Source organism: Rhodospirillales bacterium (genome assembly GCA_016699855.1).
Taxonomy (GTDB): domain Bacteria; phylum Pseudomonadota; class Alphaproteobacteria; order Reyranellales; family Reyranellaceae.
In genome coordinates, this window is record CP064988.1 from 4,311,736 (window position 1) to 4,336,752 (window position 25,017).

20 protein-coding genes and 1 pseudogene are annotated in these 25,017 nt (G+C 70.0%); 7 read left to right on the plus strand and 14 right to left on the minus strand.

All coding sequences use genetic code 11. The features are described 5' to 3' along the window. Positions 1 to 106 precede the first annotated feature (106 nt). The 3 genes from IPK81_20370 to IPK81_20380 all read left to right on the plus strand — a co-directional run bounded on the left by IPK81_20370 (position 107) and on the right by IPK81_20380 (position 2,023). Positions 107 to 853 carry a hypothetical protein gene (locus IPK81_20370; protein ID QQS11867.1) on the plus strand — a complete coding sequence of 249 codons (747 nt, stop codon included), beginning with the start codon at positions 107 to 109 and terminating at the stop codon, positions 851 to 853. 330 nt (positions 854 to 1,183) lie between these two features. After that, complete coding sequence (locus IPK81_20375) at positions 1,184 to 1,591, plus strand: hypothetical protein (GenBank protein QQS11868.1); 408 nt, start codon at positions 1,184 to 1,186, stop codon at positions 1,589 to 1,591. Positions 1,592 to 1,597: 6 nt separating this feature from the next. Continuing rightward, positions 1,598 to 2,023: a hypothetical protein gene (locus IPK81_20380; protein ID QQS11869.1), complete on the plus strand. Its 426-nt coding sequence runs from the start codon at positions 1,598 to 1,600 to the stop codon at positions 2,021 to 2,023. Between the two features lie 147 nt (positions 2,024 to 2,170). On the opposite strand, the gene IPK81_20385 is transcribed toward IPK81_20380, so the two are convergent. The 6 genes from IPK81_20385 to ggt all read right to left on the minus strand — a co-directional run bounded on the left by IPK81_20385 (position 2,171) and on the right by ggt (position 7,519). Continuing rightward, entirely contained in the window at positions 2,171 to 2,296 is a 126-nt protein-coding gene (locus tag IPK81_20385; protein ID QQS11870.1) for an SDR family oxidoreductase, read from the minus strand. A 22-nt stretch (positions 2,297 to 2,318) separates the two neighbouring features. Continuing rightward, positions 2,319 to 2,612, minus strand: a complete 294-nt coding sequence (locus IPK81_20390) for an antibiotic biosynthesis monooxygenase (GenBank protein QQS11871.1) — start codon at positions 2,610 to 2,612, stop codon at positions 2,319 to 2,321. Between the two features lie 66 nt (positions 2,613 to 2,678). Next, positions 2,679 to 3,521, minus strand: a complete 843-nt coding sequence (locus IPK81_20395) for an SDR family oxidoreductase (GenBank protein QQS11872.1) — start codon at positions 3,519 to 3,521, stop codon at positions 2,679 to 2,681. Positions 3,522 to 3,936: 415 nt separating this feature from the next. Continuing rightward, positions 3,937 to 4,740, minus strand: a complete 804-nt coding sequence (locus IPK81_20400; protein ID QQS11873.1) for a glucose 1-dehydrogenase — start codon at positions 4,738 to 4,740, stop codon at positions 3,937 to 3,939. Between the two features lie 43 nt (positions 4,741 to 4,783). Continuing rightward, entirely contained in the window at positions 4,784 to 5,794 is a 1,011-nt protein-coding gene (locus IPK81_20405; GenBank protein ID QQS11874.1) for an aldo/keto reductase, read from the minus strand. 27 nt (positions 5,795 to 5,821) lie between these two features. Next, positions 5,822 to 7,519, minus strand: coding sequence for a gamma-glutamyltransferase (gene ggt, locus IPK81_20410; protein ID QQS11875.1), 1,698 nt, complete (start codon positions 7,517 to 7,519; stop codon positions 5,822 to 5,824). Positions 7,520 to 7,679: 160 nt separating this feature from the next. Here ggt and IPK81_20415 point away from each other — a divergent pair, with 160 nt between their 5' ends. Then, the gene (locus tag IPK81_20415; GenBank protein QQS11876.1) at positions 7,680 to 8,762 is read left to right on the plus strand and encodes a zinc-binding dehydrogenase; all 1,083 of its coding nucleotides are present in this window, start codon (positions 7,680 to 7,682) and stop codon (positions 8,760 to 8,762) included. Positions 8,763 to 8,987: 225 nt separating this feature from the next. Here the strand turns inward: IPK81_20415 and IPK81_20420 are convergent, their stop codons facing one another. After that, positions 8,988 to 10,433 carry an amidase gene (locus IPK81_20420; protein ID QQS11877.1) on the minus strand — a complete coding sequence of 482 codons (1,446 nt, stop codon included), beginning with the start codon at positions 10,431 to 10,433 and terminating at the stop codon, positions 8,988 to 8,990. Between the two features lie 314 nt (positions 10,434 to 10,747). Between IPK81_20420 and IPK81_20425 the strand changes: the two genes are divergently transcribed. Beyond that, complete coding sequence (locus IPK81_20425) at positions 10,748 to 11,632, plus strand: alpha/beta hydrolase (protein ID QQS11878.1); 885 nt, start codon at positions 10,748 to 10,750, stop codon at positions 11,630 to 11,632. Positions 11,633 to 11,903: 271 nt separating this feature from the next. Here IPK81_20425 and IPK81_20430 read toward each other — a convergent pair whose 3' ends face one another. From IPK81_20430 to IPK81_20450, 5 genes and pseudogenes are all read right to left on the minus strand, one after another. Further along, positions 11,904 to 12,824 carry a dihydrodipicolinate synthase family protein gene (locus IPK81_20430; protein ID QQS11879.1) on the minus strand — a complete coding sequence of 307 codons (921 nt, stop codon included), beginning with the start codon at positions 12,822 to 12,824 and terminating at the stop codon, positions 11,904 to 11,906. A 55-nt stretch (positions 12,825 to 12,879) separates the two neighbouring features. Then, positions 12,880 to 14,337 (minus strand): amidase, encoded by a 1,458-nt coding sequence (locus IPK81_20435; GenBank protein ID QQS11880.1) that lies wholly within the window; start codon positions 14,335 to 14,337, stop codon positions 12,880 to 12,882. 62 nt (positions 14,338 to 14,399) lie between these two features. Further along, a complete protein-coding gene (phnY, locus tag IPK81_20440) occupies positions 14,400 to 15,854 on the minus strand; it encodes a phosphonoacetaldehyde dehydrogenase (protein QQS11881.1) in 1,455 nt (484 codons plus the stop codon). Continuing rightward, positions 15,851 to 17,138 (minus strand): annotated as a pseudogene (gene phnA / locus IPK81_20445) (phosphonoacetate hydrolase). Before phnA ends, phnY begins: the two are co-directional and overlap by 4 nt. 16 nt (positions 17,139 to 17,154) lie before the next feature. Continuing rightward, positions 17,155 to 18,321, minus strand: a complete 1,167-nt coding sequence (locus IPK81_20450) for a 2-aminoethylphosphonate--pyruvate transaminase (protein QQS11882.1) — start codon at positions 18,319 to 18,321, stop codon at positions 17,155 to 17,157. 97 nt (positions 18,322 to 18,418) lie between these two features. On the opposite strand from IPK81_20450, the gene IPK81_20455 reads away from it, so the two are divergent. Continuing rightward, positions 18,419 to 19,318, plus strand: coding sequence for a LysR family transcriptional regulator (locus IPK81_20455; GenBank protein ID QQS11883.1), 900 nt, complete (start codon positions 18,419 to 18,421; stop codon positions 19,316 to 19,318). Between the two features lie 51 nt (positions 19,319 to 19,369). Next, entirely contained in the window at positions 19,370 to 21,052 is a 1,683-nt protein-coding gene (locus IPK81_20460; protein QQS11884.1) for a Na/Pi cotransporter family protein, read from the plus strand. A gap of 245 nt (positions 21,053 to 21,297) precedes the next feature. Here the strand turns inward: IPK81_20460 and IPK81_20465 are convergent, their stop codons facing one another. Both IPK81_20465 and IPK81_20470 read right to left on the minus strand, forming a co-directional pair. Next, a complete protein-coding gene (locus IPK81_20465) occupies positions 21,298 to 23,766 on the minus strand; it encodes an FAD-dependent oxidoreductase (GenBank protein ID QQS11885.1) in 2,469 nt (822 codons plus the stop codon). Positions 23,767 to 23,779: 13 nt separating this feature from the next. After that, positions 23,780 to 24,946, minus strand: coding sequence for an iron-containing alcohol dehydrogenase (locus IPK81_20470; GenBank protein ID QQS11886.1), 1,167 nt, complete (start codon positions 24,944 to 24,946; stop codon positions 23,780 to 23,782). Between the last annotated feature and the right edge of the window lie 71 nt (positions 24,947 to 25,017).

The window sequence follows — 25,017 nt, forward strand, 5'->3', positions numbered from 1 at the left end:
TCCATTGGAAGCGAGTGCATCTTGGTAGCCTCGGTCACCAGAATGCGGGCGCAACCTCTAGTCTCGCACCTTTGCCAGGCGCCAAAGCTTTTGAGGTTCAGCAACAATGACCGGACCGTTCAAGCGAACCATCAGACCGTTTCAGGATGGGACGTACGGCAGCTGCCGATACGTCAAGCACACGGCGTTCGCAAGCGATCCTCTTCACTACATTCGCGCATACTCCATCTTGCTAAAAGATCTGCAAGATCTTTGCGAGTTCGTTGAACCTGCTGACGCGAATATCGATACATACTCCTATCGTATTCATGGGCTGTTGATGAGGGTATGCATCGAAGTCGAGGCGAATTGGACAGCTATTCTACGTGAGAACGGCTATGAGAAAGAGAAAAATCTTACTGTGGCAGACTACAAGAAGATTGAAGCGACGCACCGATTGTCCGAGTATGAGATTCAGGTGGCAACCTGGACCGGACGCAAGGTTCATTACACGCCATTTCGTGCGTGGGGAACTGGTGGACCGCTTGTATGGTACCAGCGCTACAATTCCTCGAAGCATGATCGACAAGGCAATTTCCAGAAGGCGACATTTGGCACGCTGATCGAGAGTATTTGTGGACTCCTTGCGCTCCTGTCGGCGCAGTTTCATGTTCAGGATTTCGACCCAGGACCTGACTTGCTCGCTCTGGAGGGCGGCGGTTCACCGGACGGCTACGAACTCGGGATTGGAGGAGGATTCTTCGTAAAGTTTCCGACTTCATGGCCTCTGGCAGATCGCTACAGCTTTGATGTTGACAGAGTAATGAGGTCGCCAACGGGAATTCTGAGCCACGCGTATAGCTTGGCTAATTGAACGAGACGGCCTTCCTTAGCATCGGGACGATGGTGAGAGTGCGCAAGAGCCAGTCCGCGCTCCTCTATCTCCCAGCCCTCTACCGTGGCAGACCAGCGCTCTGCAGCAGCATACCGCCGTTGGTGTAAATAGTCGCGCCGTTCATGAAGGTGGCCTCGTCGAGTAGAAGAAGCGCCGCCACCTCGACCGCTCTGCCTGCGTCAAACCTTTTCGTTTGGGATGCGCCAAGTGTGATCGACCTCACATTGGTACTGCCATTGTGAAGTTACGTTGGCCTTCATTCATGGTCTCGCGGCGTGGCCCGCAACGACCTCGGAGGCTGCGATGAGAATGGGCGAGATGACGCGACGCGGCATTTCTAAGGGGACGTTCGCCGCTGCTCTGGTGCTGTCGATCTGCGTTTACTCCCATGGGTCCCTTGCGGAGGGGCCGAAGCCCGCAGCCATTTTGAAGATCGGCGACACCGCCGTGGCGATGGACAAGATCAAGCTCTATCCCGCCCCGCCTTCAGGTCTTGTCCTTGGGCCATCGGGGCCATCGCCGAAGGTTTTGGAGAAGGGCGCGAAGGTGAAAGTGGTCGACCGGAAGGAGGTCAGCGCCTTCTTTACGTTCTACGAGTGGGTCGAGATCGAGGTAACAGCTGCGAACGGCGCCTCGGAGAAGTGGTGGGCGTCGAATGGCGAGAAGCGGGGATGGCGACTGCCGGAGCGACAGGAACGATTCTTCGAGGTGGAGTGATCGACCATGAACGTCATCGATGCGCAGGGCTTGCAGTGGATCGCGTTCGCGATTGCCGTACCTGTCCTATGCTATTTCATGGGCATCTGCATCTGGAGCAAAACGCTGCGGAAGGACACCGACCCCACGCTAAGGCAGCAGTTGGCTCTGGGAGTCGCCGGCGTTTTCGTTGTCGTGTTCCCCCTCCTCGTCGGCCTCAGTCCTACGATAGAGGCGCTCTTTCGAAAGTCTGCGGAGGGAGACCCCACTGTTTGGCGTAGCGCCATGATCTCCTACCTCGTCAGCTTGGGGATCTATGTCCAGCAAGGGCTCGTCGTGCACGAAGTGGTACGCCGGAAGATTGCCGACGCCATGCATGGCACGCCATCGGCGGTCGATCGTGGGGCGGTCGGTACGCGCTCCGAGGACGACACTACCGGACCCGGGCGTTAGCGGAGAGCGTGGTCAGAGAGATCGTTGGCGACATGTTTCGGCTACGTGCTCGGAAAACGCCGGCCGCCATGACGTGACGACAGAGAACGCTTGAGTGTCCGAGCCGGTCGCGCATTCAATGTGGATGACTGTCGCGACGGAGTTGTCTTAGCGCCCCTCCCTTCTCCTCGTCAGATCCCCGATCTGCACGTGCTTGCCGCCGTCGATGTCGATGGTCGCGCCGTTGATGAAGGCGGCCTTGTCGGACAGCAGGAACGCCGCCGCCTCGGCCATCTCCTCGACAGTGAGCGGGTGGCTATTCCACCAACTCGCAGCGGGTGCCGGCCATGCTCACCTGCAATCCCGTCGCATCCGCCCGGATCTGCCGCATCGATGCGCCGTTGACGTGCGCCGTGAACGCCTCGGGGCTCTCATAGACCTCGTACAGCAGGACCGCGTCCGCATCGTTGTGCGGCAGCATGATGTCGAAGCGCAACGTGCCCGGCTCGGTCGCCCGGCAGCGCTCGGCATGGGCTGAAAGGTGCCTCAGGTACACGTCACGTTTGCGGGCGACGACCTTGATCGTCGCGACGATCGCCAACTTCGCCATGGATGCCTCCAGTTCTTCGCGGTTGTCGAGGTTCTTCGCTCACTCCCACCGCGCGGCCCACCAACCCTATCGCGTCTCCCGCCGCCGCGTCAGATCCCCGATCTGCACGTGCTTGCCGCCGTCGATGTCGATGGTCGCGCCGTTGATGAAGGCGGCCTTGTCGGACAGCAGGAACGCCGCCGCCTCGGCCATCTCCTCGACCGTGCCCGGCCGGCCGGTGGGGATGCCCTCGACGGCGCGGTCGAGGATGTCCTTGGGCATGCCCAGCACCTTCGGCGTCGCGATCAGGCCGGGCAGCAGCGTGTTGCAGGTGACGCCCTTGTGGCCGTACTCCGCGACCACCACGCGCATCAGCCCCAGCAGCCCGGCCTTGCTGGCGCAATACGCGGATTGATAGCGCAGCCCCATCTGGGCGGCCTGCGAGGAGATGTTCACGAAGCGGCCCCAGCCCGCCTCGGCCATCGCCGGCGCCGTTGCCTTGATCAGGTGGAACGGGCCGGTGAGGTTGACCGACAGCTCCCACGCCCATTTGGCGGGGTCCATCCTCGCGATCGAGGCGATGTTGGCGACGATGCCGGCGCCGTTGACCACGGCGTCGACCCGGCCCAGCCGCGCGGTGGCGGCGTCGACGGCCCGGCGCACCGAGTCCCAGTCGGCGACGTCGCAGCCGATTCGCACGAGGCGGTCGGTGTCCGTCGAGGGCGCGCCGGCGGCGTCGGGCGGGCGGGGGTCGGACGCGGGCCGACCGGGCGACGCGGCGGGAGCCGGTGGAAGCGGTGGCGCGGCGTCGATGGCGGCTTGGAGATCGAGCGCCGCCACGCGCCAGCCGTCGTCCAGCAGCTTGCGCGTGAACGCCACCCCCATCCCGCCCATCGCCCCCGTGACGATCGCGACCCGGTCGTGCTGCATCGGTGGTTCCTCCGATTGGTGGCGGCCTCTCGACGTGATCGGCGCTGCCGCCGATCCGACGCCCCACTGTCATCCCTAGCCCCGCCGCGTCGCCGCGCCGTACTGTCATCCCGAGCGCAGCGAGGGATCTAGGCGCCGCCACTGGATCCCTCGCTGACGCTCGGGATGACAGGGGGTGGTCGTCGCAACGACACGCCCGATCTCAAGCCGCGGACCGAAAGCGAATTCCGCGGATTCCGTCAAATCAGGCCATTTTGTATATTGTATACAAAATACAATATACAAACCGGCTTCCGGGCCGAGTCGACGGCGCCGGAACCGTCGAATCCGCCCCATTTTCCGCGTCCGGAGATGTCGATTCCCGTCCGCGCGGACCCGTCAAATCGCGTCCCCCGCGAACGCCGCGGCGGCCCGTTCACTGCGGCGTGGCGCCGCCGTCGACCACCAGCCCGGCGCCGGTCATGAACGCCGAATCGTCCGACGCCAGGAACAGGATGCCCTTGGCGATGTCCATCGCCGTGCCCAGCCGGCCGATGGGGTGGTTGGCCAGCGCCGTGCTCCGCGCGGCGTCGACGTCGTTCGAGCCGGCGTAGCGGGCGCGGGCCACGAAGGTCTGCGCGCCCATGTCGGTCTCGATGACGCCGGGATGGATCGAGTTGACGCGCACGCGGTAGCCCTTGCGCGCGTACTCCAGCGCCGTCGACTTGGTGAACAGGGTCACGCCGCCCTTGGTCATGGAGTAGAGCGGATCGAGCTGCGAACCGACCAGGCCGGCCATCGAGGCGAGGTTGACGATGGCGCTGCCGTGCGGGCTGCTCTTGGCGCGCTCCTTCAGCGCCGGCAGCGCGGTCTTGCTGCCGAGAAACACGCCCGTGAGGTTGACGCCGCACAGCTTGTGCCACTCCGCCAAGGTCGCCTCCTCGGTGTCCTTGCCGAGGAACATGCCGGCGTTGTTGACGAGGATGTCGAGCCCGCCGAAGCGCTTCACCGTCGCGTCGATGGCCGCGCTCCACTCCGCCTCGCTGGTGACGTCGAGATGGACGTAGATCGCCTCGCCGCCGGCGGCCTCGATCTCGCGCGCCGTGGCGCGGCCGCGCTCGTCGAGGATGTCGCCGATGGCGATCCTGGCGCCGGCCTGCGCCATCAGCTTGGCGGTCTCGCCGCCGATGCCGCGCGCGGCGCCCGAGAGGAACGCGATCTTGCCGTCGAGCCGGTTCATGGCCTGTCTCCGTCGATGATGCGGGGAAATCGTTGCGGCAGCGCTATCCGACGCGCGGCCGGCGGCCGGCGACGGGATACTGCGGATCGCTGTAGCCGGCGGTCGAGGGATGGCCGGCCGGCACCAGCGAATCGAAGAACGCCTCGTCCTCGGCGGTGAAATCTTTGTCGAGCGCGCCGAGATAGTCGGTCCATTGCGCGAGCGTGCGCGGCCCCGCGATCACCGACGTGATCACGGCGCTGTTCAGCACCCAGTTCAGCGCGAGCTGGCCCGCCGTCATGCCGCGGGCGCCGGCGCGCTGCGCCACGCGCTTCGCCAGCGCCAGCGATTCGGGGCGGAACTCCGTCTGCAGCATGCGCCTGTCGTTGCGGCCGGCGCGCGTGTCGGCCGGCGGCGCGGCGCCCTCGGCGTATTTCGCCGTCAGCACGCCGCGCGCCAGCGGCGAGTAGGGCACGACGCCGAGTCCGAACGCCTCGCAGCACGGCAGCAGCTCGATCTCCGGCGTGCGGTCCATCGCGTTGTAGCAGGGCTGGCAGGCGATCGGCCGCGGCACGCCCAGCCGGTCGCACATCGCGGCGAAGGCGGCGATGCGCCAGGCGCGGAAATTCGACAGGCCGATATGCCGGATCTTGCCGGCGCGGATCAGGTCGCCCAGCGCGCCGACCGTCTCCTCCAGCGGCGTCTCGATGTCGTCGCGGTGCAGGTACCACAGGTCGATGTAATCGGTGCCCAGCCGACGCAGGCTGGCGTCGGCCGCCGCCAGCAGCCAGCGCCGCGACGCGCCGCGGTCGTTGATGTCGTCGCTCATCGGATTGGAGACCTTGGTCGCCAGCACCCAGCGCGTGCGGTCGGCGGCGATCAACCGTCCGGTCACGCGCTCGGATTCGCCGCGCGCGTAGGCGTCGGCGGTGTCGATGAAGTTCACGCCGGCGTCGCGCGCCGCCGTCACGATGCGCCCGGCCTCCGCGTCGTCGGTGCGGTCGCCGAACATCATCACGCCGAGGCAGAGCGGCGAGACCTTGAGGCCGGAGCGGCCGAGGCGGCGGTATTCCATTGGCGGTCTCCGTTGTCCGTGGCGCGCTCAGGCCGCGCGCGAGCGGTCGGGCCAGAAGCGCGTGCCGGCGCGGGCCTCGCCGCCGCCGATGCCGATGGCAGCGCCGTCGGCGCGCCAGCACGCGGCGCCGGTCATCGCGCCGTCGTCGTGGAACTGGATCGCGTTCATGCCGCCGCCGACATGCGGCAGCGCCACGACCTCGTGCCCGCGGGCGCGCAGCGCGGCGCGCACGGCCTCCGGCACCTCCGCCTCGAGCTCGACCGCCTGGCCCTGCGTCCACACGCGCGGCGCCTCGACCGCCTCCTGGATCGACATGCCGTGGTCGATCAGGTTGACCAGCGCCTGCATGGCGCAGCCGAAGATGCGCAACCCGCCGGGAAGGCCGAGCGCGTAGGCCGGCTTGCCGTCGCGCAGCGCCATCACCGGCGCCTGCGACGTGGTGATGCGCTTGCCCGGCGCGATCGAGAGCGTCCTGCCGGGATGCGGATCGAACAGGTTCATGTAGTTGTTGGGCACGATGCCGGTGCCTGGCACGATGAAGCGCGCGCCGAACAGATTGTTGATGGTCTGCGTGCTGGCGACGACGTTGCCCTCGGAGTCGGCCGTCGTCACGTGCGTGGTGTTGGCCGATTCACCCGGTGTCACCGCGGCGCTCCACGCCTGCGCGCGCGCCATGTCGATCCTCGCGCGGCGCTCGCCGGCGTAGGCCTTGGACAGCAGGCGTTCGACCGGCACCTTGACGAAAGCCGGATCGGCGGTCGCCGCGGCGCGGTCGGCGAACGCGATCTTCAGCGCCTCGGCCAGAAGGTGCAGGGAGTCGGCCGAGCCGAAGCCGGCGCCGGCGACGTCGTATCCCTCGAGGATGTTCAGCATCTGCACGACGTGCACGCCGCCGGAGGAGGGCGGCGGCGGGCCGACGATCTCGAAGCCGCGGTAGCCGCCGCGCACGACGTCGCGCTCGATGGTGCGGAACCCCGTCAGATCGGCCATCGCGATCAGGCCGCCGGCCTTCGCGAAATGGTCGGCGACGACGCGGCCCAGCGCGCCGCCATACAGCGCGTCGGGTCCTTCCTTGGCGATGGTCGAGAGCGTGGCGGCGTAGTCGCCCTGCACCAGCCGCGCACCGGGCGCGATGGGCGCGCCGCCGGGCAGATAGAGCCGCGCGATCTCCGGATCACGGGCCAGGTCGGCGGCGGCCTCCGCGACGCATTCCGAGAGGTAGCGCGTGACCGCGAAGCCGCGGCGCGCGTGTCGGATGGCCGGTTCCATCACGTCGGCCAGCGGCAGGCGGCCGAACCGCGCCACCGTCTCGCACCAACCCTTCAGGGTGCCGGGCGACGCGACCGCTTTCGGACCCACCGAGTTCTCGCGGCCTTCCGTCTCCATGTAGTCGGGCATGGTGTCGGACACCGGGCGGTAGGTCGTCGGCGTCGCCGCCAGCGGCGCGGTGCTGAGGCCGTCGATCACGGTGTGGCGCCCGTCGGCGAGGCGGATATGGGCCATGCCGCCGCCGAAGATGCCGACCATCATCGGCTCGACCACGGTGAGCGCGAACAGCGACGCGATCGCGGCGTCGATGGCGTTGCCGCCGGCCGCCAGCATCTCCGCGCCGGCCGCCGAGGCCAGCGGATGGTTGGTGACGACCATGCCGCGCGTGCCGGTGGCCGGGCGCTTCTCGCAGGTGAAATCCGTCGCCGCGCGGGTGCGCCAGCCGGTCGAGCCCATCCGTTCCCCCTCGAATCGTTGGCGGCGAGCATGGCCTCCGGCGCCGTCGCGTTCAATCGTCGACGGCCGCGGATCGCGCAGGGGAGGCATGGCGCCGGGCGAGGTGCGCCGCCGACGCCGCGCGCGCTATCGTGCCAGGAACATCGAGGAGGACCCATCCATGCGCGCGGCCGTATTCCGGGCCGGCGACATCGTCGCCGACACGATCCCCGATCCCGTGCCGACCGCCGGCCAGGTGCTGGTGCGCACGCTGGTGTGCGGCATCTGCGGCTCCGACCTGCACGCGCGCAAGCACGCCCACCGCATGGTCGACATCGCGAAGCGCACCCCCGGCCGCGAGCCGATGGATCTGTCGCGCGACATCGTGTTCGGCCACGAGTTCTGCGGCGAGCTGCTGGAGAACGGGCCGGGCACGGCGGCGCGGTTCAAGCCCGGCGCGCGGGTCTGCTCGGTGCCGATGAACATGACGGCGCAGGGCCCCAAGGCGATCGGTTACTCCAACATATTCCCCGGCGGTTTCGGCGAACGCATGGTGCTGAGCGAGGCGCTGCTGCTGGAGATCCCCAACGGGCTGTCGGCCGACCGCGCCGCGTTGACCGAGCCGCTGGCCGTCGGCATCCACGCCGTCGAGAAGGCGGCCGTCGGGCCCGAGGACGTGCCGCTGGTGATCGGCTGCGGCCCCGTCGGACTCGCGGTGATCGCCGCGCTCAAGCGCAAGGGCGCGGGCCCGATCGTCGCCGCCGACTACTCGCCGGCGCGGCGTCGGTTGGCGGAGCGCATGGGCGCCCATGTCGTGGTCGATCCCGCGATCGAGTCGCCGTACCGCCGCTGGGAGGACCACGCGCGGCGGCCGGATGGCGGCGCGGCCGTGGGCGCGATCCTGCGCGCGGCGCCGAGTCCATTCCGTCCGGCGCTGGTGTTCGAGTGCGTCGGCGTGCCCGGAGTCATCCAGCAGGTGTTCGAGAACGTGCCGCGCGACGCGCGCGTCGTCGTGGTCGGCGTCTGCATGGAGGTCGACAAGTTCGAGCCGATGTTCGGCATCGTCAAGGAGCTCAACGTCCAGTTCGTGCTCGCCTACACGCTCGACGAATACGCCGCCGCGTTGCGCGCCATCGCCGAGGGCGAGGTCGACGCCGACGCGCTGATCACCGGCAAGGTCGGCATCGACGGCGTGCGCCAGGCGTTCGAGGACCTCGCCGACCCCGAGACCCACACGAAGATCCTCGTCGAGCCGTGGCGGTAGGGGCTGCGGTCGGCACGACCGCGTGACCGCAACGAAGCCCCTCATGCGCCCCTTCGGGGCACCTTCTCCCCTCATGCGAGGGGAGAAGGGACGATTGTGGATTCCACTTTTCCCCGGGCGGATAGTGGAGAAGGGATGAGAACAGCTTCCCCTTCTATCCTGCGTCTTCGGGGGAGAAGGTGCCCGAAGGGCGGATCAGGGGCTCTTCGTTCCGGTGTCCGCCGCTCACTCGCGCGGCACCGTCCCGGCGCGCGGATCGATCGGGAGCAGGCGGTCGAGGCCGGAGACGGCTTCGAACATCGCCGCCGCGCGCAGCGCGCGCGCCTCGCCGCGCGCCGGCGCCACGATCTGCAATCCCACCGGCCGGCCGAAGCGGTCGAAGCCGCAGGGCAGCGACACCGCCGGGCACGACGTCAGCGTGATCGCCGAGGTCAGCGCGCTGCCGGCGATGTAGTTGTCGAGCTTCACGCCGTCGATCATGTCGCGCGCCCGCAGCGCCACGTCCCACGCCGGCGTCGCGGCGCCGGGGGTGACCAGCACGTCGTAGGTCCTGAAGAACGCGGCGAACCGGCGGTAGAGCGCGGCGCGCTCGCGGTCGGCCCAGGCGAGACGGCTGGGCGTCTGCTCGAGGCCGCGTTCGGTGTTCCAGACGATGTCCGGCTTGAGCATGGCGCGGTGGGTCGCGAGCTGCAGCTCGCGCTCGACGACGAAATGCTGCGAGCGCAGCGCGAGGAACACGTCCTCGACCGGGCCGAGCTCCGGGAACGCCTCCTCGACGACGCAGCCGGCTTGCTCGAATTTGCGCGCCTCGCGGGCGCAGATCTCCCGGGTCTCGCGGTCGACCGGCAGGCGGCCGCCGAAATTCGCGGTGAAGGCCACGCGCAACGGCGCGGGCGGCGCGGCGACCTCCGCGCTGAACGACCGCGACGGCGCGTCGAAGGTCAGCGGATCGAGCGGACAGTGTCCGGCCATGGTGTCGAGGAACAGCGCGAGGTCGGGCACGTTGCGCGCCATCGGCCCCTGCACCGACAGCGGCGCGAACAGGTTGTTGGACGTGCCGCGGGTGACGCGGCCGGGCGACGGACGGATGCCGACGACGGAGCACAGCGTCGCCGGCCCGCGCAGCGAGCCGCCGTGGTCCGAACCCTGCGCCAGCCACGCCTCGCCCGTCGCCAGCGCCACGGCGCCGCCGCCGGTCGAGCCGCCGCAGGTCAGCGACGTGTTCCACGGATTGAGCGTGCGGCCGAACACCTCGTTGAAGGTGTTGCCGCCGGCGCCGAACTCGGGCGTGTTCGACTTGGCGATGACGATTCCGCCCTTGCGCTCGATGCGCTCGACCAGCGGATGCGACGCCGCCGGCACGTGGTCCTTGAAGATCGGCGAGCCGTAGGTGGTGCGCACGCCGGCGACGTCGGCGAGGTCCTTGATCACCACCGGCAGGCCCGCGAGCCAGCCGGCCTCGCCCGCGGCCTCGCGGCCTTGTCCCGCCATCAGACGGCGCGCGTGGTCGCGGGCGCGGTCGAGGCACAGCGTCGGCAGCGCGTTGACGTGCGGTTCGACGGCCGCGATGCGCGCCGCGGCGGCGTCGATCAACTCCAGCGGCGTGAGCTCGCCCTTGCGCAGCGCCGCGACGGCGGCCGTCGCGCTCATCCTGATCAGCTCGTCCGGCATCGCTTCGCCCCATGTCCATTCCAACGGCCATCGTGGCCGCCTCGACGTAGGGAGTCGAGGTCGTGGCGCGGTGGGGCCAGCCGCCGCGTGCGTCTGGCGAGGTCGCCGAAGCGGATCTGTCATCTCGAGCGATGCGAGGGATCTAGGGACCACGCCTGGATCGCTCGCTCCGCCCGGGATGAAAGAACGGGCGTGTTGACCGACCGTGTCCGACGACGTGAGCCCGCGTGAATGCTGCGCTGCGGTATACTTCGGGGCGCGACTGCGCTATGGGGCTGGATCAACCGCACCCCAGAACGGATCGACCCGCCGCCATGACCGCGAGCGCCAGCAATCCCATCGGCCCGACCTCGCGCGTCTACTTCTCGCAACGCCTGCGCCTGCATTATGTCGACTGGGGCAACCCTTCGGCGCCGCCGCTGCTGCTGGTGCATGGTGGGCGCGATCATTGCCGCAACTGGGACTGGGTGGCGGAGCGTCTGCGCAAGGACTGGCACGTCATCGCGCCCGACCTGCGCGGGCATGGCGACAGCCAGTGGTCGCCGGACGGCAACTACGCGATGTCGGCCTACATCTACGATCTGGCGCAGCTCATCCACCAGCAGAAGCTGGCGCCGGTGACGATCGTGGCGCATTCGCTGGGCGGCAACATCGCGCTGCGCTACGCCGGCGTGTATCCGGAGAACGTCCGCAAGCTGGTGGCGATCGAGGGGCTGGGACCGTCGCCGAAGATGCTGGAGAAGCGCGCCTCGAAGACCATCGACGCGCGCATGACCTCGTGGATCGACGAGGTGCGCGGCCTGTCGGCGCGCCTGCCGCGGCGCTACGCCTCGATCGAGGAGGCGTTCAAGCGCATGCAGGACGAGAACAAGCATCTCTCGCCGGCGCAGGCGCGGCACCTGACCGAGCAGGGCGTCAGCCAGAACGAGGACGGCACCTACAGCTGGAAGTTCGACAACTACGTCCGCGCCTGGACGCCCTACGACATGACGCAGGACGACATCGAGACGCTGTGGAAGCGCATCGCGTGCCCGACCCTGCTGGTCTACGGCAAGGAGAGCTGGGCGTCGAACCCGCAGGAGGACGGCCGCATCGCGCATTTCAAGACCGCGCGCGTCGTGTCGTTCGAGGGCGCCGGCCACTGGGTGCACCACGACCGCCTCGACGGCTTCATGGAGGAGCTCGGCCGCTTCCTCTGAGGCGGGCGGCGGGCCCGGTGCCCGTCCTCGCCATCTTCCCGAGCCCATCCGTCATTCCGACCACATCCGTCATCGCGAGCTGTCCGTCATTCCGACCAAATCCGTCATCCCGAGCGCAGCGAGGGATCTTTCAGGCGGTCGTGCGATGCCGAAAGATCCCTCGCTGCGCTCGGGATGACGGAAAGGGCGATCGCGTACGCCGTCATCTCCTCCCTTCTCCCCTGTCTTCAGGGGAGAAGGGAGAACACGTCGATGATCGGGGATCGCGGCGTCACCAGCGGTCGGCGTCGATTCCCAGCGGGCCGAGGCGCTCGGCGAAGCGGCGGGCGCATTCGAGGCCGAACGGCGTCGGCGCCAGCGCCGGCTCGCGGTCGTTGACCTCGCCCAGGCCGAGCCGCCACGACGCGATGCGCTTGCCGTAGCACAGCAGCGTGTCGATCGACTGCATCGAGAAGACGATGCCCGGCAGGATGTCGGCGTAGAGCTGGTGGGCGATGTCCTCGTTCTCGGCGTCGACGGTCCGCATCAGGCCGAAGATGCGGACCTGGCGGTCGAAGAAATCGGGCGCGGGGATCATGCCGGCGCAGCCCGCCCGCAGGTTGTCCATCACCTCCAGCCCGCCGCGGCCGTTGAACACCGCCAGCGCGCCGTCGGTCTCGTCGATCAGCCGCTTGACGGCGAGCGCCGGCGCCTCGGCCTTCACGATCGAGAAATTGGGGTGGTTGCGGTGCAGGCCCTTCAGCGACTCGTTGGTCAGACCGATGCCGAGATACTCCGGCGCGTTCTGGATCGCGACCGGCACCTCGCAGGCGTCGGCCACCGCGCCGAACAGACGGGCCAGCGCCAGTTCCTCGATCGACGTGTCGCGCGGCGGTTGCAGGATCACCCAGGCGGCGCCGGCGTCGACGGCGAAGCGCGCCATCGCGATCTGCTCGTCCGACGTGTCGCCCGTCACGGTCACCGCGAAGGGCCGGCGGCCGTCGAGATCCTCGGCCGTCCACGCCACCAGCGTCCGGCGCTCGGCCTCCGTGAGCTTGGCGGCCTCCGTCGCGAGGCCGAGCACGGCGACGCCGTTGGCCTCCTCCTTGACGCACATCTCGACCTGGCGGCGCATCGACGCGCGGTCGAGCCCGCCATCGGCGCCGAAGAACGCGTAGAGCATCGGCCAGATGCCCACCGGGTTGATCGTCATGAGGTCGCCTGCGCTGGTTGCGTCGCGCGCAGGATCGAATCGCGCGGCCGCGGCGTCAAGCGGCGTAGGCCGGTGGCGGCTCGAAAGCGTGGTACTCGCGCTCCAGTAGCCGGGCGAAGTGGATGCAGGTGCGGTCGGCGTATTGCGGTCCGATGATCTGCACCCCGACCGGCAGGCCCGACGGCGTCAGGCCGATCGGGGCGACTGTCCCCGGTAGCGACACGACGCCGTTGAGGCCGGCCCAGAAGAGCTGGTCCGTCGTCGGCACCCGCCTTCCGTCCACCTCGATCGTGCGGTCGTGGCGCTCGCCGGCCTGGTCGTGCGGGAAGGCGGCGGAGGCCGCGACCGGGCACAGCAGCAGGTCGTAGTCGCGGAAGAACTCGGCGAATTCCAGCCGCAGCTGATGGCGGCGCTCGTTGGCGGCCAGCCAGTCGCGGTGGCTGAGCACGTTGGCGCGGGTCATGCGGGCGTAGTAGCTCTCGTCGCCCGGCGCGAGGCGGCGCGCCTGCTCCTGCGCGGCCACGAAGGCGGCGTCGGACTGCCGGCCGGACGTCGCCGAGCGCAGCAGCTTGACGTAGAGCGCGTGCAGCTCGGACGTGTCGATGTCCGGCCGGGCCTTGTCGCTCAGCTTGACCTTGGCGCGGCCGAGAAACGCCGCGAGCCGGTGGAGCAGGGTCTTGACCTCGGAATCGACCGCCGAGTTCGGGTCGTCGTACATGATGGCGACGCGGAACTCGCGCAGCGTCCGCTTCGCCGGCTTCGGCAGCCGCAGCACCCAGCCGGCGCCGTCGACGTCGTCCGGTCCGGCCATGGCGTCGAGCGCGATCTCGAGGTCGTCGGCGCCGCGCGCCAGCGGGCCGATGACCGAGATGTCGCCCTGGGCGACGCGGCCCGGCAGGGCGTGGCCGCGCGGGCTGACGACGCCCCAGGTCGGCTTGTGGCCGTACACGCCGCAGTAGTGCGCGGGGTTGCGGATCGAGGCGCCGATGTCGCTGCCCGCCTCGATGCCGGTCAGGCCGGCGGCGAGCGCCGCGGCCGAGCCGCCCGACGAGCCGCCGGGCGAGCGCGCGAGGTCCCACGGGTTGTTGGTGGTGCCGTAGATCGCGTTGTAGCTCTGCCAGTCGGCCAGCATCAGCGGCACGTTGGTCTTGCCGAACAGGGTGACGCCGGCGGCCTTCAACCGCGTCACCGACAGCGCGTCGCGCTTGGCGATATTGTCGCGCAGCGCCGGATCGCCCCAGGTCGTCGGCATCCCGGCGACGTCGTAGCTCTCCTTGATCGTCATCGGCACGCCGTGCAGCGGTCCCCAGACCTCGCCCTTGGCCAGCGCGCGGTCGGCGGCGCGGGCGCGCCTGCGGGCGCCGGCCACGTCCAGGACGATGACGGCGTTGAGGCCCGGATTGTGGCGCTCGATCCGCGCGAGGTAGAGGTCGAGCAGCTCTAGGCAGCCCACCTTGCGCGCGCGGATCGCGGCGGCGAGCTGCTTGGCGGTGCGGAACGGCAGATCGGTCATCGGCGCTTCCCCTGGTGGCGGGGAAGCGTAGCGGCGCGGGGACGCGCGGTCGAGCGGCGCGCTCAGACCGTCCAGGGCAGCGAGTAGGTCTTCACGTTGGTGAAGCTCTTCATCGCCTCCAGCACGCCTTCCTTGTAGCCGAGGCCGGAATCCTTGATGCCGCCGAACGGCGACATCTCGATCCGGTAGCCGGGCACCTCCCAGACGTTGACGGTGCCGACCTGCAGCTCGTTCACGAAGCGGGTGACGTGGTCGAGGCGGTTGGTGCAGACGCCCGACGACAGGCCGTAGGCGGTCGAGTTCGACACCCGGATCGCGTCGTCGATGTCCTTGACCCGGATCATCGGGATCGCCGGGCCGAACGTCTCCTCGCGCACCAGCTCGCAGTCGAACGGCACGTGGTCGACCACCGTCGGCGGGAACAGCGCGCCGCGCCGGTCGTTGCCGTGCAGCAGCGTGGCGCCGCGCGCGACCGCGTCATTCACGCGGTTCTGGAACAGGATCGCGGAGCGCTCGTTGATCACCGTGCCGACGTCGGTGGCGGGATCCATCGGGTCGCCGGCCTTGAGCTTGCGCGCCTTCTCGGTGACGAGGGCCGCGAAATCGTCGGCGACCCGCTCGATCACGAGGATGCGCTTGACGGCGGTGCAGCGCTGGCCGGAGTTCTTGGTGGCGCCCTGGACCGCCAGCTCGGCGGCTTTCTCGAGGTCGGCGTCGTCCATGACGATCAGCGGATCGTTGCCGCCCAGCTCGAGCACCAGACGCTTGTAGCCGGCGGTGGCCGCGATGTGCTTGCCGACGCGCACCGAGCCGGTGAACGTCACGAGGTCGGCGCGGGGGTCCACGATCATGGCGTCGCCGATGTCGGCGGGCGAGCCGGTGACGACCGACAGCATCTCCGGCGGCAGGCCGGCCTCGTAGAGGACTTCCGCCAGCAGCAGCGCCGTCAGCGGCGTCTGCTCGGTCGGCTTGAGCACGACGCAGTTGTTGGTGGCGATGGCCGGCGCCAGCTTGTGCGCGACCATGTTGAGGGGATGGTTGAACGGGGTGATGGCGCTGATCGCGTTGAGCGGCTGGCGCATCGTGAAGATCTTGCGCGCCTTGCCGTGCGGCGTGAGATCGCAGGAGAAGACCTCGGAATCGTCGCGGATGCAGAGCTGGCCGGCGAGGCTGAAGACGTCGAAGGCGCGGCCGACCTCGTAGAGCGAATCCTTGAGGCACAGCCCGCTCTCGGCCGTGATCAGCCGCGCGATCTCGTCCTTGCGCGCCACCAGCTTCTCGGCCGTGGTCAGCAGGATCCTCTGCCGCTCGTAGCGGGTCAGCTTCGGCTTGAAGTCCCACGCGATCTGGAAGGCGCGGGCGACGATCTCCGGCGTGGCGCGCGGCACGGTGCCGACCACCGATCCGTCCCACGGATTGAGCACCTCCAGCGGATTGCCGGTGTCCAGCCGCTCGCCGGCGATGCGCATGGCCTCGCGCCGCGGCGGAGCGGCGTCGATCCGGCTCTGGACGTTCATGGCGCGCTCCCGGCTGGTGCGACGAGGTTGAGGGCGAGGTCGAAGGCGTCGAAGTTGCGCCACCGCCGCCCGGTGTGCGCCTCGGCCAGCGGCAGGTTGCAGATCAGCGGCACCTTCTGCTCCGACACGCCGCCGTGGCTGCGCAGCGGCTCGGTCAGGCCGGAGAGGTCGTGGCGCGCGGCGCTGGTGCCCAGCACGATGTGGCGCGTCGAGACGACGACGATGTCGCCCAGCCGGTCGGCCGGCAGCTCGAAACGGGCGCAGGCCTCCTCGCGGGTCAGCGCCGCCTCGATCCCCGGCGTCGCGGCCAGCCGCGCGATCACGCCGGCGCGGTCGGCGCCCTTGGGCAGGTAGACGACCGCGAACGAGCCCAGCGCGCCGTGGTGCACGACGTAGGGGTCGGTGATCGGCAGGATGACCCGCGCCGCGGCGGCGCCGAGCCACGTATCCAGCAGGTCCTGGAGGTAGACCACGTCGGGCTGGAGCGTGGCCGGATCGTGCTTGGCGTTCATGCCGTGGTCGGCGGTGACCACGATCGCGCAGCCCATCGCGTCGAGCCGCGCCAGGTAGCCGTCCATCATGGCGTAGAAGGCGTTGGCGACGGGCGTGCCGGGCGCGTGCTTGTGCTGGATGTAGTCGGTGGTCGACAGATACATGATCTCCGGCCGGTCGCGCTCCATCAGGCGCACCCCCGCGGCGAACACGAACTCCGACAGGCCGGCGCTGTAGACGTCCGGCACCGCCATGCCGACCAGCGCGTTGACGCCCTCGACGCCGTTGTCGGCCAGGGTCGCCTTGTCGGATTTCTCCGACGAGAAGGCGCAGGCCTTGCCCGGCCCGAGCGCGAGGCCCTTGCCGAGCAGGCCGCGCAGCTTGTCCTTGGCGGTGACGACGGCGATCCGCAGGCCGGCGCGCTGGAACGCCGGGAACAGCGTCTCCACCCGCAGGAATTTGGGATCGTTCATCATCACCTCCTCGCCGGTGTCCGGATCGAGGAAGTAGTTGCCGGCGATGCCGTGCACGGCCGGCGGCCGGCCGGTGACGATCGACAGGTTGTTGGGGTTGGTGAAGCTCGGCACGACGCAGTCCGCCAGCAGGTTCGCGCCCTGGCGCTGGACGCGGGCGAACCACGGCGCCACGCCGGCGGCCACGGCGGCCTCGATGTAGCCGGGCTCCGGAGCCGTCGACGCAGACCACGACGACCGGCCGCGTCGGCCGGCGGTAGGCGCGGCCGTTGACGGCGATCGTGTCGGCGGGGGGCGGTTGCAGCGCGTCGGGGCTCATGGCGTGCCTCGCTGGGTCAGGCGGCTTTGGCGGCGGCGGCGGGCGCGCCGGAGGCGACGCCCATCTCCGACAGGATCTCGCGCACGGCGGCGACGGCGCCGCGCATGTGCGTCTCGTCGAGCCGGCCGATGCAACCCATGCGGAAACTGTCGGCCACCGTCAGCTTGCCGGGGTAGATCACGTAGCCGCGGTCCTTCAGCCGGTCGTAGAAGTCCTGGAACACGAACTTCGGATCGCCGGGCATGTGGAACGTCACGATGATCGGCGCCTGCAGCGCGTCGGGCAGCAGCGTGCGGAAGCCCAGCGCGCGCATGCCGTCGACCAGGACCCGGCAGTTGCGGGCGTAGCGGCCGCCGCGGCCGGCGACGCCGCCCTCGGCGGCGTGCTCCTCGATCGCCTTGCCCAACGCGACGATGACGTGGATCGGCGGCGTGAAGCGGTACTGGCTGGTGCGCTCGAGACTGGTCCACTGGTCGTGCAGGTCGAGCACCACGGTGGTGGCGTTGCCTGCGCACTGCGCCAGCGCCTCGGTCCGGCAGACGACGAAGCCGAGGCCGGGCACGCCCTCCAGGCATTTGTTGCTCGAGGCGGCTAGCGCGTCGAACCGGATGGCGCGGGCGTCGACCTCCAGCGCGCCGAACGCGCTCATCGAATCGATCAGCAGCCGGCGGCCGTGGCGCGCGACGATGGCGGCGACCTCGGCGATCGGGTTGAGCACGCCGCTGGTGGTCTCGCAGTGGACGACGAAGACGTGGGTGATGGCGGGATCGGCCGCCAGCGCCGTGTCGAGACGGTGGCGGTCGACCGGCGTGTCCTCGGCGGTCTCGTGGACCTCGAACGCCCGGCCCGCGGTCCTGGCGATGCGCGCCGCGCGGTGGCCGTAGGCGCCGTTGACCAGCAGCAGCACCTTGCCGTCCCGGGGCACGAAGGTCGTGATCATCGCCTCGACCGCGAAGGTGCCGCTGCCCTGCATCGGCACCGTGGCGTGGGTGCCCGCGCCGCCGGCCATCTCGACGATGCTGTCCATCACCATGCGGTTGATGGCGATGAAGGCGGCGTCGCGCGAGCCCCAGTCGTGGACCATCGCCTCCTTGACGGCGCGCGAGGTGGTCAGCGGGCCGGGCGTGAACAGCAGCGGATCGCCGGTCTCGGAGATGGCGACGTTGGGGCGCTGTGGCGTCATGGCGGGATCCGTTCGGTGGCGGCGACGGCGCATCGTCGCCTCGACCCATCCATACGTCCAATATATAATACTTATATGTAATATTGGAAAAAACGATATGACACCGAGCCAGATCAGGGCCTTCCACCTCGTCGCCCGCGAGGGCGGGTTCACCGGCGCCGCCCGCGCCGCGAACATCAGCCAGCCGACGCTGTCGGGGCAGGTGAAGGCGCTGGAGACGGCCTACGGGGTGCGGCTGTTCGAGCGCCGCGGCCGCCAGACGCGGCCGACCGAGCTGGGCCGCCGCCTGTTCGACGTCACCGTGCGCCTGTTCGCCGCCGGTGACGAGGCCGAGGCGCTGCTGAGCGGGTCCGCCGCCGCCGAGCCCGCGCATCTGCGGATCGGCGCCGACAGCGCCTACCATGTGATGCCGGTGCTGGCGGAGCTGCGCCGCCGGCAGGCCGGCCTGACGTTCGGCCTGCGGATCGGCAACTCGACCGAGGTGATGCGCGAGATCCTCGCGCGCGAGGTCGATGTCGGCGTCATGGCGCGGCCGACCTCCGATCCGCGGGTCCACGCCGTGCAGGTCCGCCGCGACCGGCTGGTGCTGTTCGTCGCGGCCGGGCATCCGTGGTGGCGGCGGCGGACGCTGCGCCTGGCCGAGCTGGCCGGCCGCGATCTGGTGCTGCGCGAGCGCGGCTCGATCACGCGCGAGACCTTCGAGCGGGCGCTGGCGGAGGCGGGCGTGCGGCCCGGCGCGCTGGTCGAGGTCGAGACGCGCGAAGGCGTGCGCGAGGCCGTCGCGGCGGGGTTCGGCGTCGGCGTGGTGTTCGACAGCGAGTTCGGCGTCGACGCACGGTTCCAGGCGCTGCGCGTCGCCGACACCGATCTGGCGGTCGGCGAGTTCGCGGTCTGCCTGCGCGACCGCCGCTCGATCGCCCCGATCCGGGCGTTCCTCGAGATCGCCGCGGCGCTGGCCGCGCCGCGGACGCCGGCGCGCGGCGTAACCAAATTGTAACAATCCGGCCGCGGGCGTAGTCTGTCCGCGAACGACGCGCAGGGTCCCCCGATGCAAGGTCTGTCGCTGCTGCTCGATCTGGTCGGCGCCGTCGCGCTGCTCCTGTGGGGCGTGCGGATGGTGCGCACGGGCATGACGCGCGCGTTCGGTTCGCTGCTGCGGCAGGCGCTGTCGGCCTGCGCGCGCAACCGTCTCACCGCGTTCGGCGCCGGATTGTTCGTCACCGGCCTGCTCCAGAGCAGCACCGCGACGGCGCTGCTGCTGTCGTCGTTCGCCGGCCGCGGCCTGATCGCGCTGCCGGCGGCGCTGGCGGTGATGCTGGGCGCCGACGTCGGATCGACGGTCGCCGCCCAGGTCTTCGCGCTCGACATCGGGTGGGTGTCGCCCGCGCTGCTGGCGGCCGGCGTGTTCCTGTTCCTCGGCACCGCGCAGGACCGGCTGCGGCACGTCGCGCGCATCGCCATCGGGCTCGGGCTGATCCTGCTCTCCTTGAAGCTGCTGGGCGCGGCGGCGGCGCCGCTGAAATCGTCGTCGACCTTCATGGCGGTTGTCGGCGCGCTGGGCGACGAGACGGTGATCGCCCTGCTGATCGCCGCGATCGCCACATGGCTGGCCCATTCCAGCCTTTCGATCGTGCTGCTGGTGATGTCGTTCGCGGCCGCCGGCCTGGTGCCGGTGCCGACGGCGCTGGCGATGGTGCTGGGCGCCAACGTCGGCGGCGCCATCGCGCCGCTGCTCGACCAGAGCGGTCAGCCGGCCGCCGTGCGCCGCGTGCCGATGGGCAACGCCGTCATGCGCGCGCTGGCCGCCGTCGTCGCGCTGCCGCTGATCCCGCAGGTCGCGGTCTGGCTGCAGCCGCTCGGCGCCGACCCGGCGCGGCTCGCGATCAACTTCCACACCGCCTTCAACATCGCCGCGGCGCTCGTGTTCCTGCCGCTCACCGGCGTCGTCGCGGCGGCCTGCGCGCGGCTGCTGCCCGACCGGCCGACCGTCGACGATCCGGCGCGGCCGCGCTACCTCGACCCGCACGCGCTGGACGCGCCGGGCGAGGCGCTGGCCTGCGCGATGCGCGAGACGCTCAACCTCGGCGACCGCGTCGAGACGATGCTGCGCCAGACGATGACGGTGTTCGAGAACGACGACGAGCGCCTGATGAAGGAGGTCGAGCGCGCCGACGACGCCGTCGACGGGCTCTACGAGGCGATCAAGCTGTACCTGATCGGCGCATCGCGCGCGGAGTTCTCGCTGGAGGAGAGCGGCCGCGCGGCCGAGATCCTGACCTTCGTCACCAACCTCGAGCATGTCGGCGACATCATCGACAAGAACCTGATGGAGCTGGCTGCCAAGAAGATCCGCAACCGGCAGACCTTCTCGGCCGAGGGCCTGGCCGAGCTGCGGGCCTTCCATGGCGCCGTCGTCGACCACCTGCGGCTGGCGTTCAACGTCTTCGCGTCGCGCGACATCGCGCTGGCGCGGCGCCTGATGGCGGGCAAGGTGGCGATCCGCGAGGCCGAGCAGCGCGCCGCCGAGAGCCACTTCGAGCGGCTGCGGCAGGGCCGCGCCGAGTCGATCGAGACCAGCGCCATCCACATGGACATCGTGCGCGACCTCAAGCGCATCAACGGCCACCTCACCTCGGTCGCCTATCCGATCCTCGAGGCCGCCGGCGAGCTCGTCGAGTCCCGCCTGCGGGAGAACGAGCAGGCGCCGACGGGGCTTTCCCAGCCGGTGTGAGGGCGGCTGATGCCCCTTTTCCGCCGGGTGGGAGAGCGCTGACGGCAAGACCAACGTCTGATGGCTGCGCACCGGCATATGCGCCGTCATCCTGAGCGGAGGCGCGCGGCGCCGTAGTCGAAGGATCCCGCCCGGTGCGTTCACCCGCGAAAGACCCTTCGACTTCGCGCCTGCGGCGCTGCGCACAGGATGACGATCGTGTGGTCACGTGCGTCGCTGGGAAGGCGGCACACGTCGGAGACAACTCACTCCTTCGGCCGCAGCCGCGCGCCGGTGGGATCGTAGGGTGGTTTGAGCGACACGGCGCAGCGGTGGCGGATTCCGGCGATGTCGATCTCCCACGCGCCTGACGAAAGGAACGCCGCGTCGACAGGGCGGCCGTCGTCGTGGACGAGGCCCAGCGCGACCGTCCGGCCGAGCGTGTGGCCGAACGCGGCCGAGGTGACGTCGCCGGCCGGCCGGCCGTCGCGCAGGATCAGCTCGCCGCCATGGGCGATGGCGTCCGGTGTGTCGACCGTCAGCGACACGCAGCGCCGGGCCGAGGGCTTCGTGCGCGCCGTGCGCAGCGCCTCCTGTCCGATGAACGGTGTGGACTTGTCGATCTTCACGGCGAAGCCGAGACCGGCCTCCCACGGCGTGATGTCGGGCGTGAGCTCGCGGCCCCAGGCGCGGTAGGCCTTCTCCAGCCGCAGCGACTCCAGCGCGTAGTAGCCGGCGTCGCGCAGGCCGAAGGTGTCGCCGGCGTCGCGCAGGGTGTCGTACACGGACGCGGCCATCTCGACCGGCGCGTAGAGTTCCCAGCCGAGCTCGCCGACATAGGTGCGGCGCATCGCCTGCACCGTCGCCGTGCCGATGTCGATCTCGCGGCAGACGCCGAACGCGAACGCGCGATCGTCCAGCGCGGCGCGGCTGACCTTGCGCAGCAGCGCCCGCGACGCCGGGCCCATCAACGTCAGCACGCTCCACGCGCCGGTGACGTCGGTCAGCGCCGCGCGCATCGCCTCGGGCACGTGCCTGGCGATCCAGTCGGCGTCGCGCGTGGTCTGCGCCGTGCCGGTGACGATCAGGAAGCGGTCGCGCGCCAGGCGCTGCACCGTCAGATCGGTCTCGAAGCCGCCGCGGGCGTTGAGCATCGCGGTGTAGACGGAGGCGCCGACGGGCACGGCCATGTCGTTGGCGCAGAGACGCTGCAGCGCCGCCTCCGCGTCGGGGCCCTGCAGCAGGAACTTCGAGAACGAGCTCTGGTCGAACAGCGCCACGGCCTCGCGGGCGGCGCGGTGCTCGCGCGCGGAATTGTCGAACCAGTTCTGCCGCTCCCAGCCGTACGCGACGGCGGTCGACTGGCCGGGATCGGCGAACCAGTTGGCGCGCTCCCAGCCCATCTTGCTGCCGAACGAGGCGCCGCGCGCCCGCAGCCGGTCGTAGAGCGGCGAGCGCCGCAGCGGCCGGGCGCTCTCCAGCTCGCGGTTCGGCCACGGCATCTTGTAGTGCAGGCCGAGCACCTCGGCGACGCGGGCGCGCAGCCACTGGTCGTCGCCGTTGAAGCGTGCGAAGCGCCGGATGTCGACCGGCCAGAGATCCAGCGTCGGCTCGCCCTGGACGATCCACTCCGCCAGCGCCATGCCGGCGCCACCGGCGCTGGCGATGCCCATCGAGTTGAATCCGGCGGCGACGAAGAAGTTCCGCAGCTCCGGCGCCTCGCCGAGGATGTAGTTGTTGTCGGCGGTGAAGCTTTCCGGTCCGTTGATGAAGCGCTTGGTGCCGGTGCTCTCCAGCGCCGGCACGCGGACCAGCGCGTTCTCCATCAGGATCTGGAACTGGTCCCAGTCGTCGGGCAGGAGCTGGAACTCGAACGGCTCGGGGATGTCGAAGGCCTGCGCCCACGGCTTGGCGACCGGCTCGAACCCGCCCATCAGCAGGCCGCCGACCTCCTCCTTGAAGTAGATGTAGCCGTCGGGATCGCGCAGGCACGGCAGGTCCGGCGTCACGCCCGCCATGCGCTCCGTCACGATGTACATGTGCTCGCACGAGAACAACGGCACGGTGACGCCGGCCATGCGGCCGATCTGGCGCGCCCACTGGCCGCCGCAGTTGACGACGATCTCGGCCGCGATGTCGCCGCGGTCGGTCGACACGCCGGTGGCGCGGCCGTCCTCGACGCGGATCGCCGTCACTTTCGTCTTCTCGAAGATGCGCGCGCCGCCGCGGCGGGCGCCGCGGGCGAGCGCCTGCGTGATGTCCGCGGGGTTCGCCTTGCCGTCGCCCGGCAGCCACGCCGCGCCGACCAGATCGTCGGTGCGCATCACCGGGTACTTGGCGCCGGCCTCGGCCGGCGTCAGCAGCTCGCAGGTGACGCCCTGCGCCGCCGCCGTGGCCGCGACGCGGCGCAGCAACGTCATCCGTTCCGGCGTGCGCGCCACGGTCAGGCTGCCGCAGCGCTTCCAGCCGGTCGCCAGCTCGGTCTCCGCCTCGAGGCGCGCGTAGAGATCGGTCGAGTAGCGGATCAGCCGCGTCATGCTGGGATGGGTGCGGAGCTGTCCGACCAGGCCCGCGGCGTGCCACGTCGTGCCGCTGGAGAGGCGTCCTTTCTCGATCAGGACGACGTCGGTCCAGCCGAGCTTGGTGAGATGGTAGGCGACGGAGCAGCCGACGATGCCGCCGCCGACGATGACGACACGCGCCTGGGTCGGCAGGGCGGGGGCGTTCTCGGTCATGGCGCGCGCTCCGTCACAACCGGCCGTGGAGCGCCGCCTCGTACATCTTTCGCATCTCCGGCGCACCGGCTTTGACCGGATTGCCGCCGGCCGTCGGATCGACGGCGGCCATCCCGGCGAAGCGGTCGAGATGCGCCTCCGTCATGCCGATGTCGGCGAGCGTCGGGGGAATGCCGAGGCGGGCGCGCAGATCGAGCGTCCATTCCATGAAGCCGTCGAAGCTCGGGCGCGGCAGGTCCATCCAGCGCGCCAGCCGGACGATCTTCGCGTCGATCGCGGGGCGGTTGAACGCCACCACGTAGGGCATGGCGACGGCGTTGGTCAGGCCGTGGTGCGTGTCGAGCACGGCGCCGACGGGATGCGACAGCGAGTGGATCGCGCCGAGTCCCTTCTGGAACGCGGTCGATCCCATCTGCGAGGCCGCCAGCATGTGGCCGCGCGCCTCGATGTCCTTTCCGTCCGCGACGGCGCGCGGAAGGAACTCCTTCACCAACCGCATGCCCTCGACCGCGATGCCCTCGGCGTAGGGGTGGTAGCCCGGCGCGCAATAGGCCTCGAGGCAGTGGATGAAGGCGTCCATGCCGGTGGCCGCCGTGAGATGCGCCGGCAGGCCGACCGTCAGCTCCGGATCGGCGATCACGACGGCCGGCATCATCAGGGGATGGAAGATCACCTTCTTGGTGTGCGTGGTCTCGTCGGTGATGACGCCGGCGCGGCCGGTCTCCGAGCCGGTGCCGGCCGTGGTCGGCACGGCGATCACCGGCAGGATCCCGGCCGGATCGGCCCGCGTCCACCAGTCGCCGATATCCTCGAAATCCCACATCGGGCGGGTCTGGCCGGCCATGAAGGCGATCACCTTGGCGGTGTCCAGCCCGCTGCCGCCGCCCCAGGCGATGACGCCGTCGTGGCCGCCGGCGCGCAGGACGGCCAGTCCGTCGGCGACGTTCTTGGCGATGGGGTTCGGCTTGAGGTCGCTGAACACCGCCGTCGGAATCCCGGCGGCGCGCAGCGCCTCGACGGCGGCGGGAATCATCGGCAGCCGCGCGAGGCCGGGATCGGTCACGAGCAGCGGGCGCTTGAAGCCGAGCGCGCGGCAGTGGCCGGGCAGCTCCGCGATCCGGCCGGCGCCGAACTTGACGGTGGTGGGATAGTTCCAATTGCCGACGAGGGCCGCGGTCATTCCTGCACTCCGATGGACGCCCGGCCCTTATAGCAACGGCCGCCGCCGGTCCGCACCCGTCCTCGGCGCGG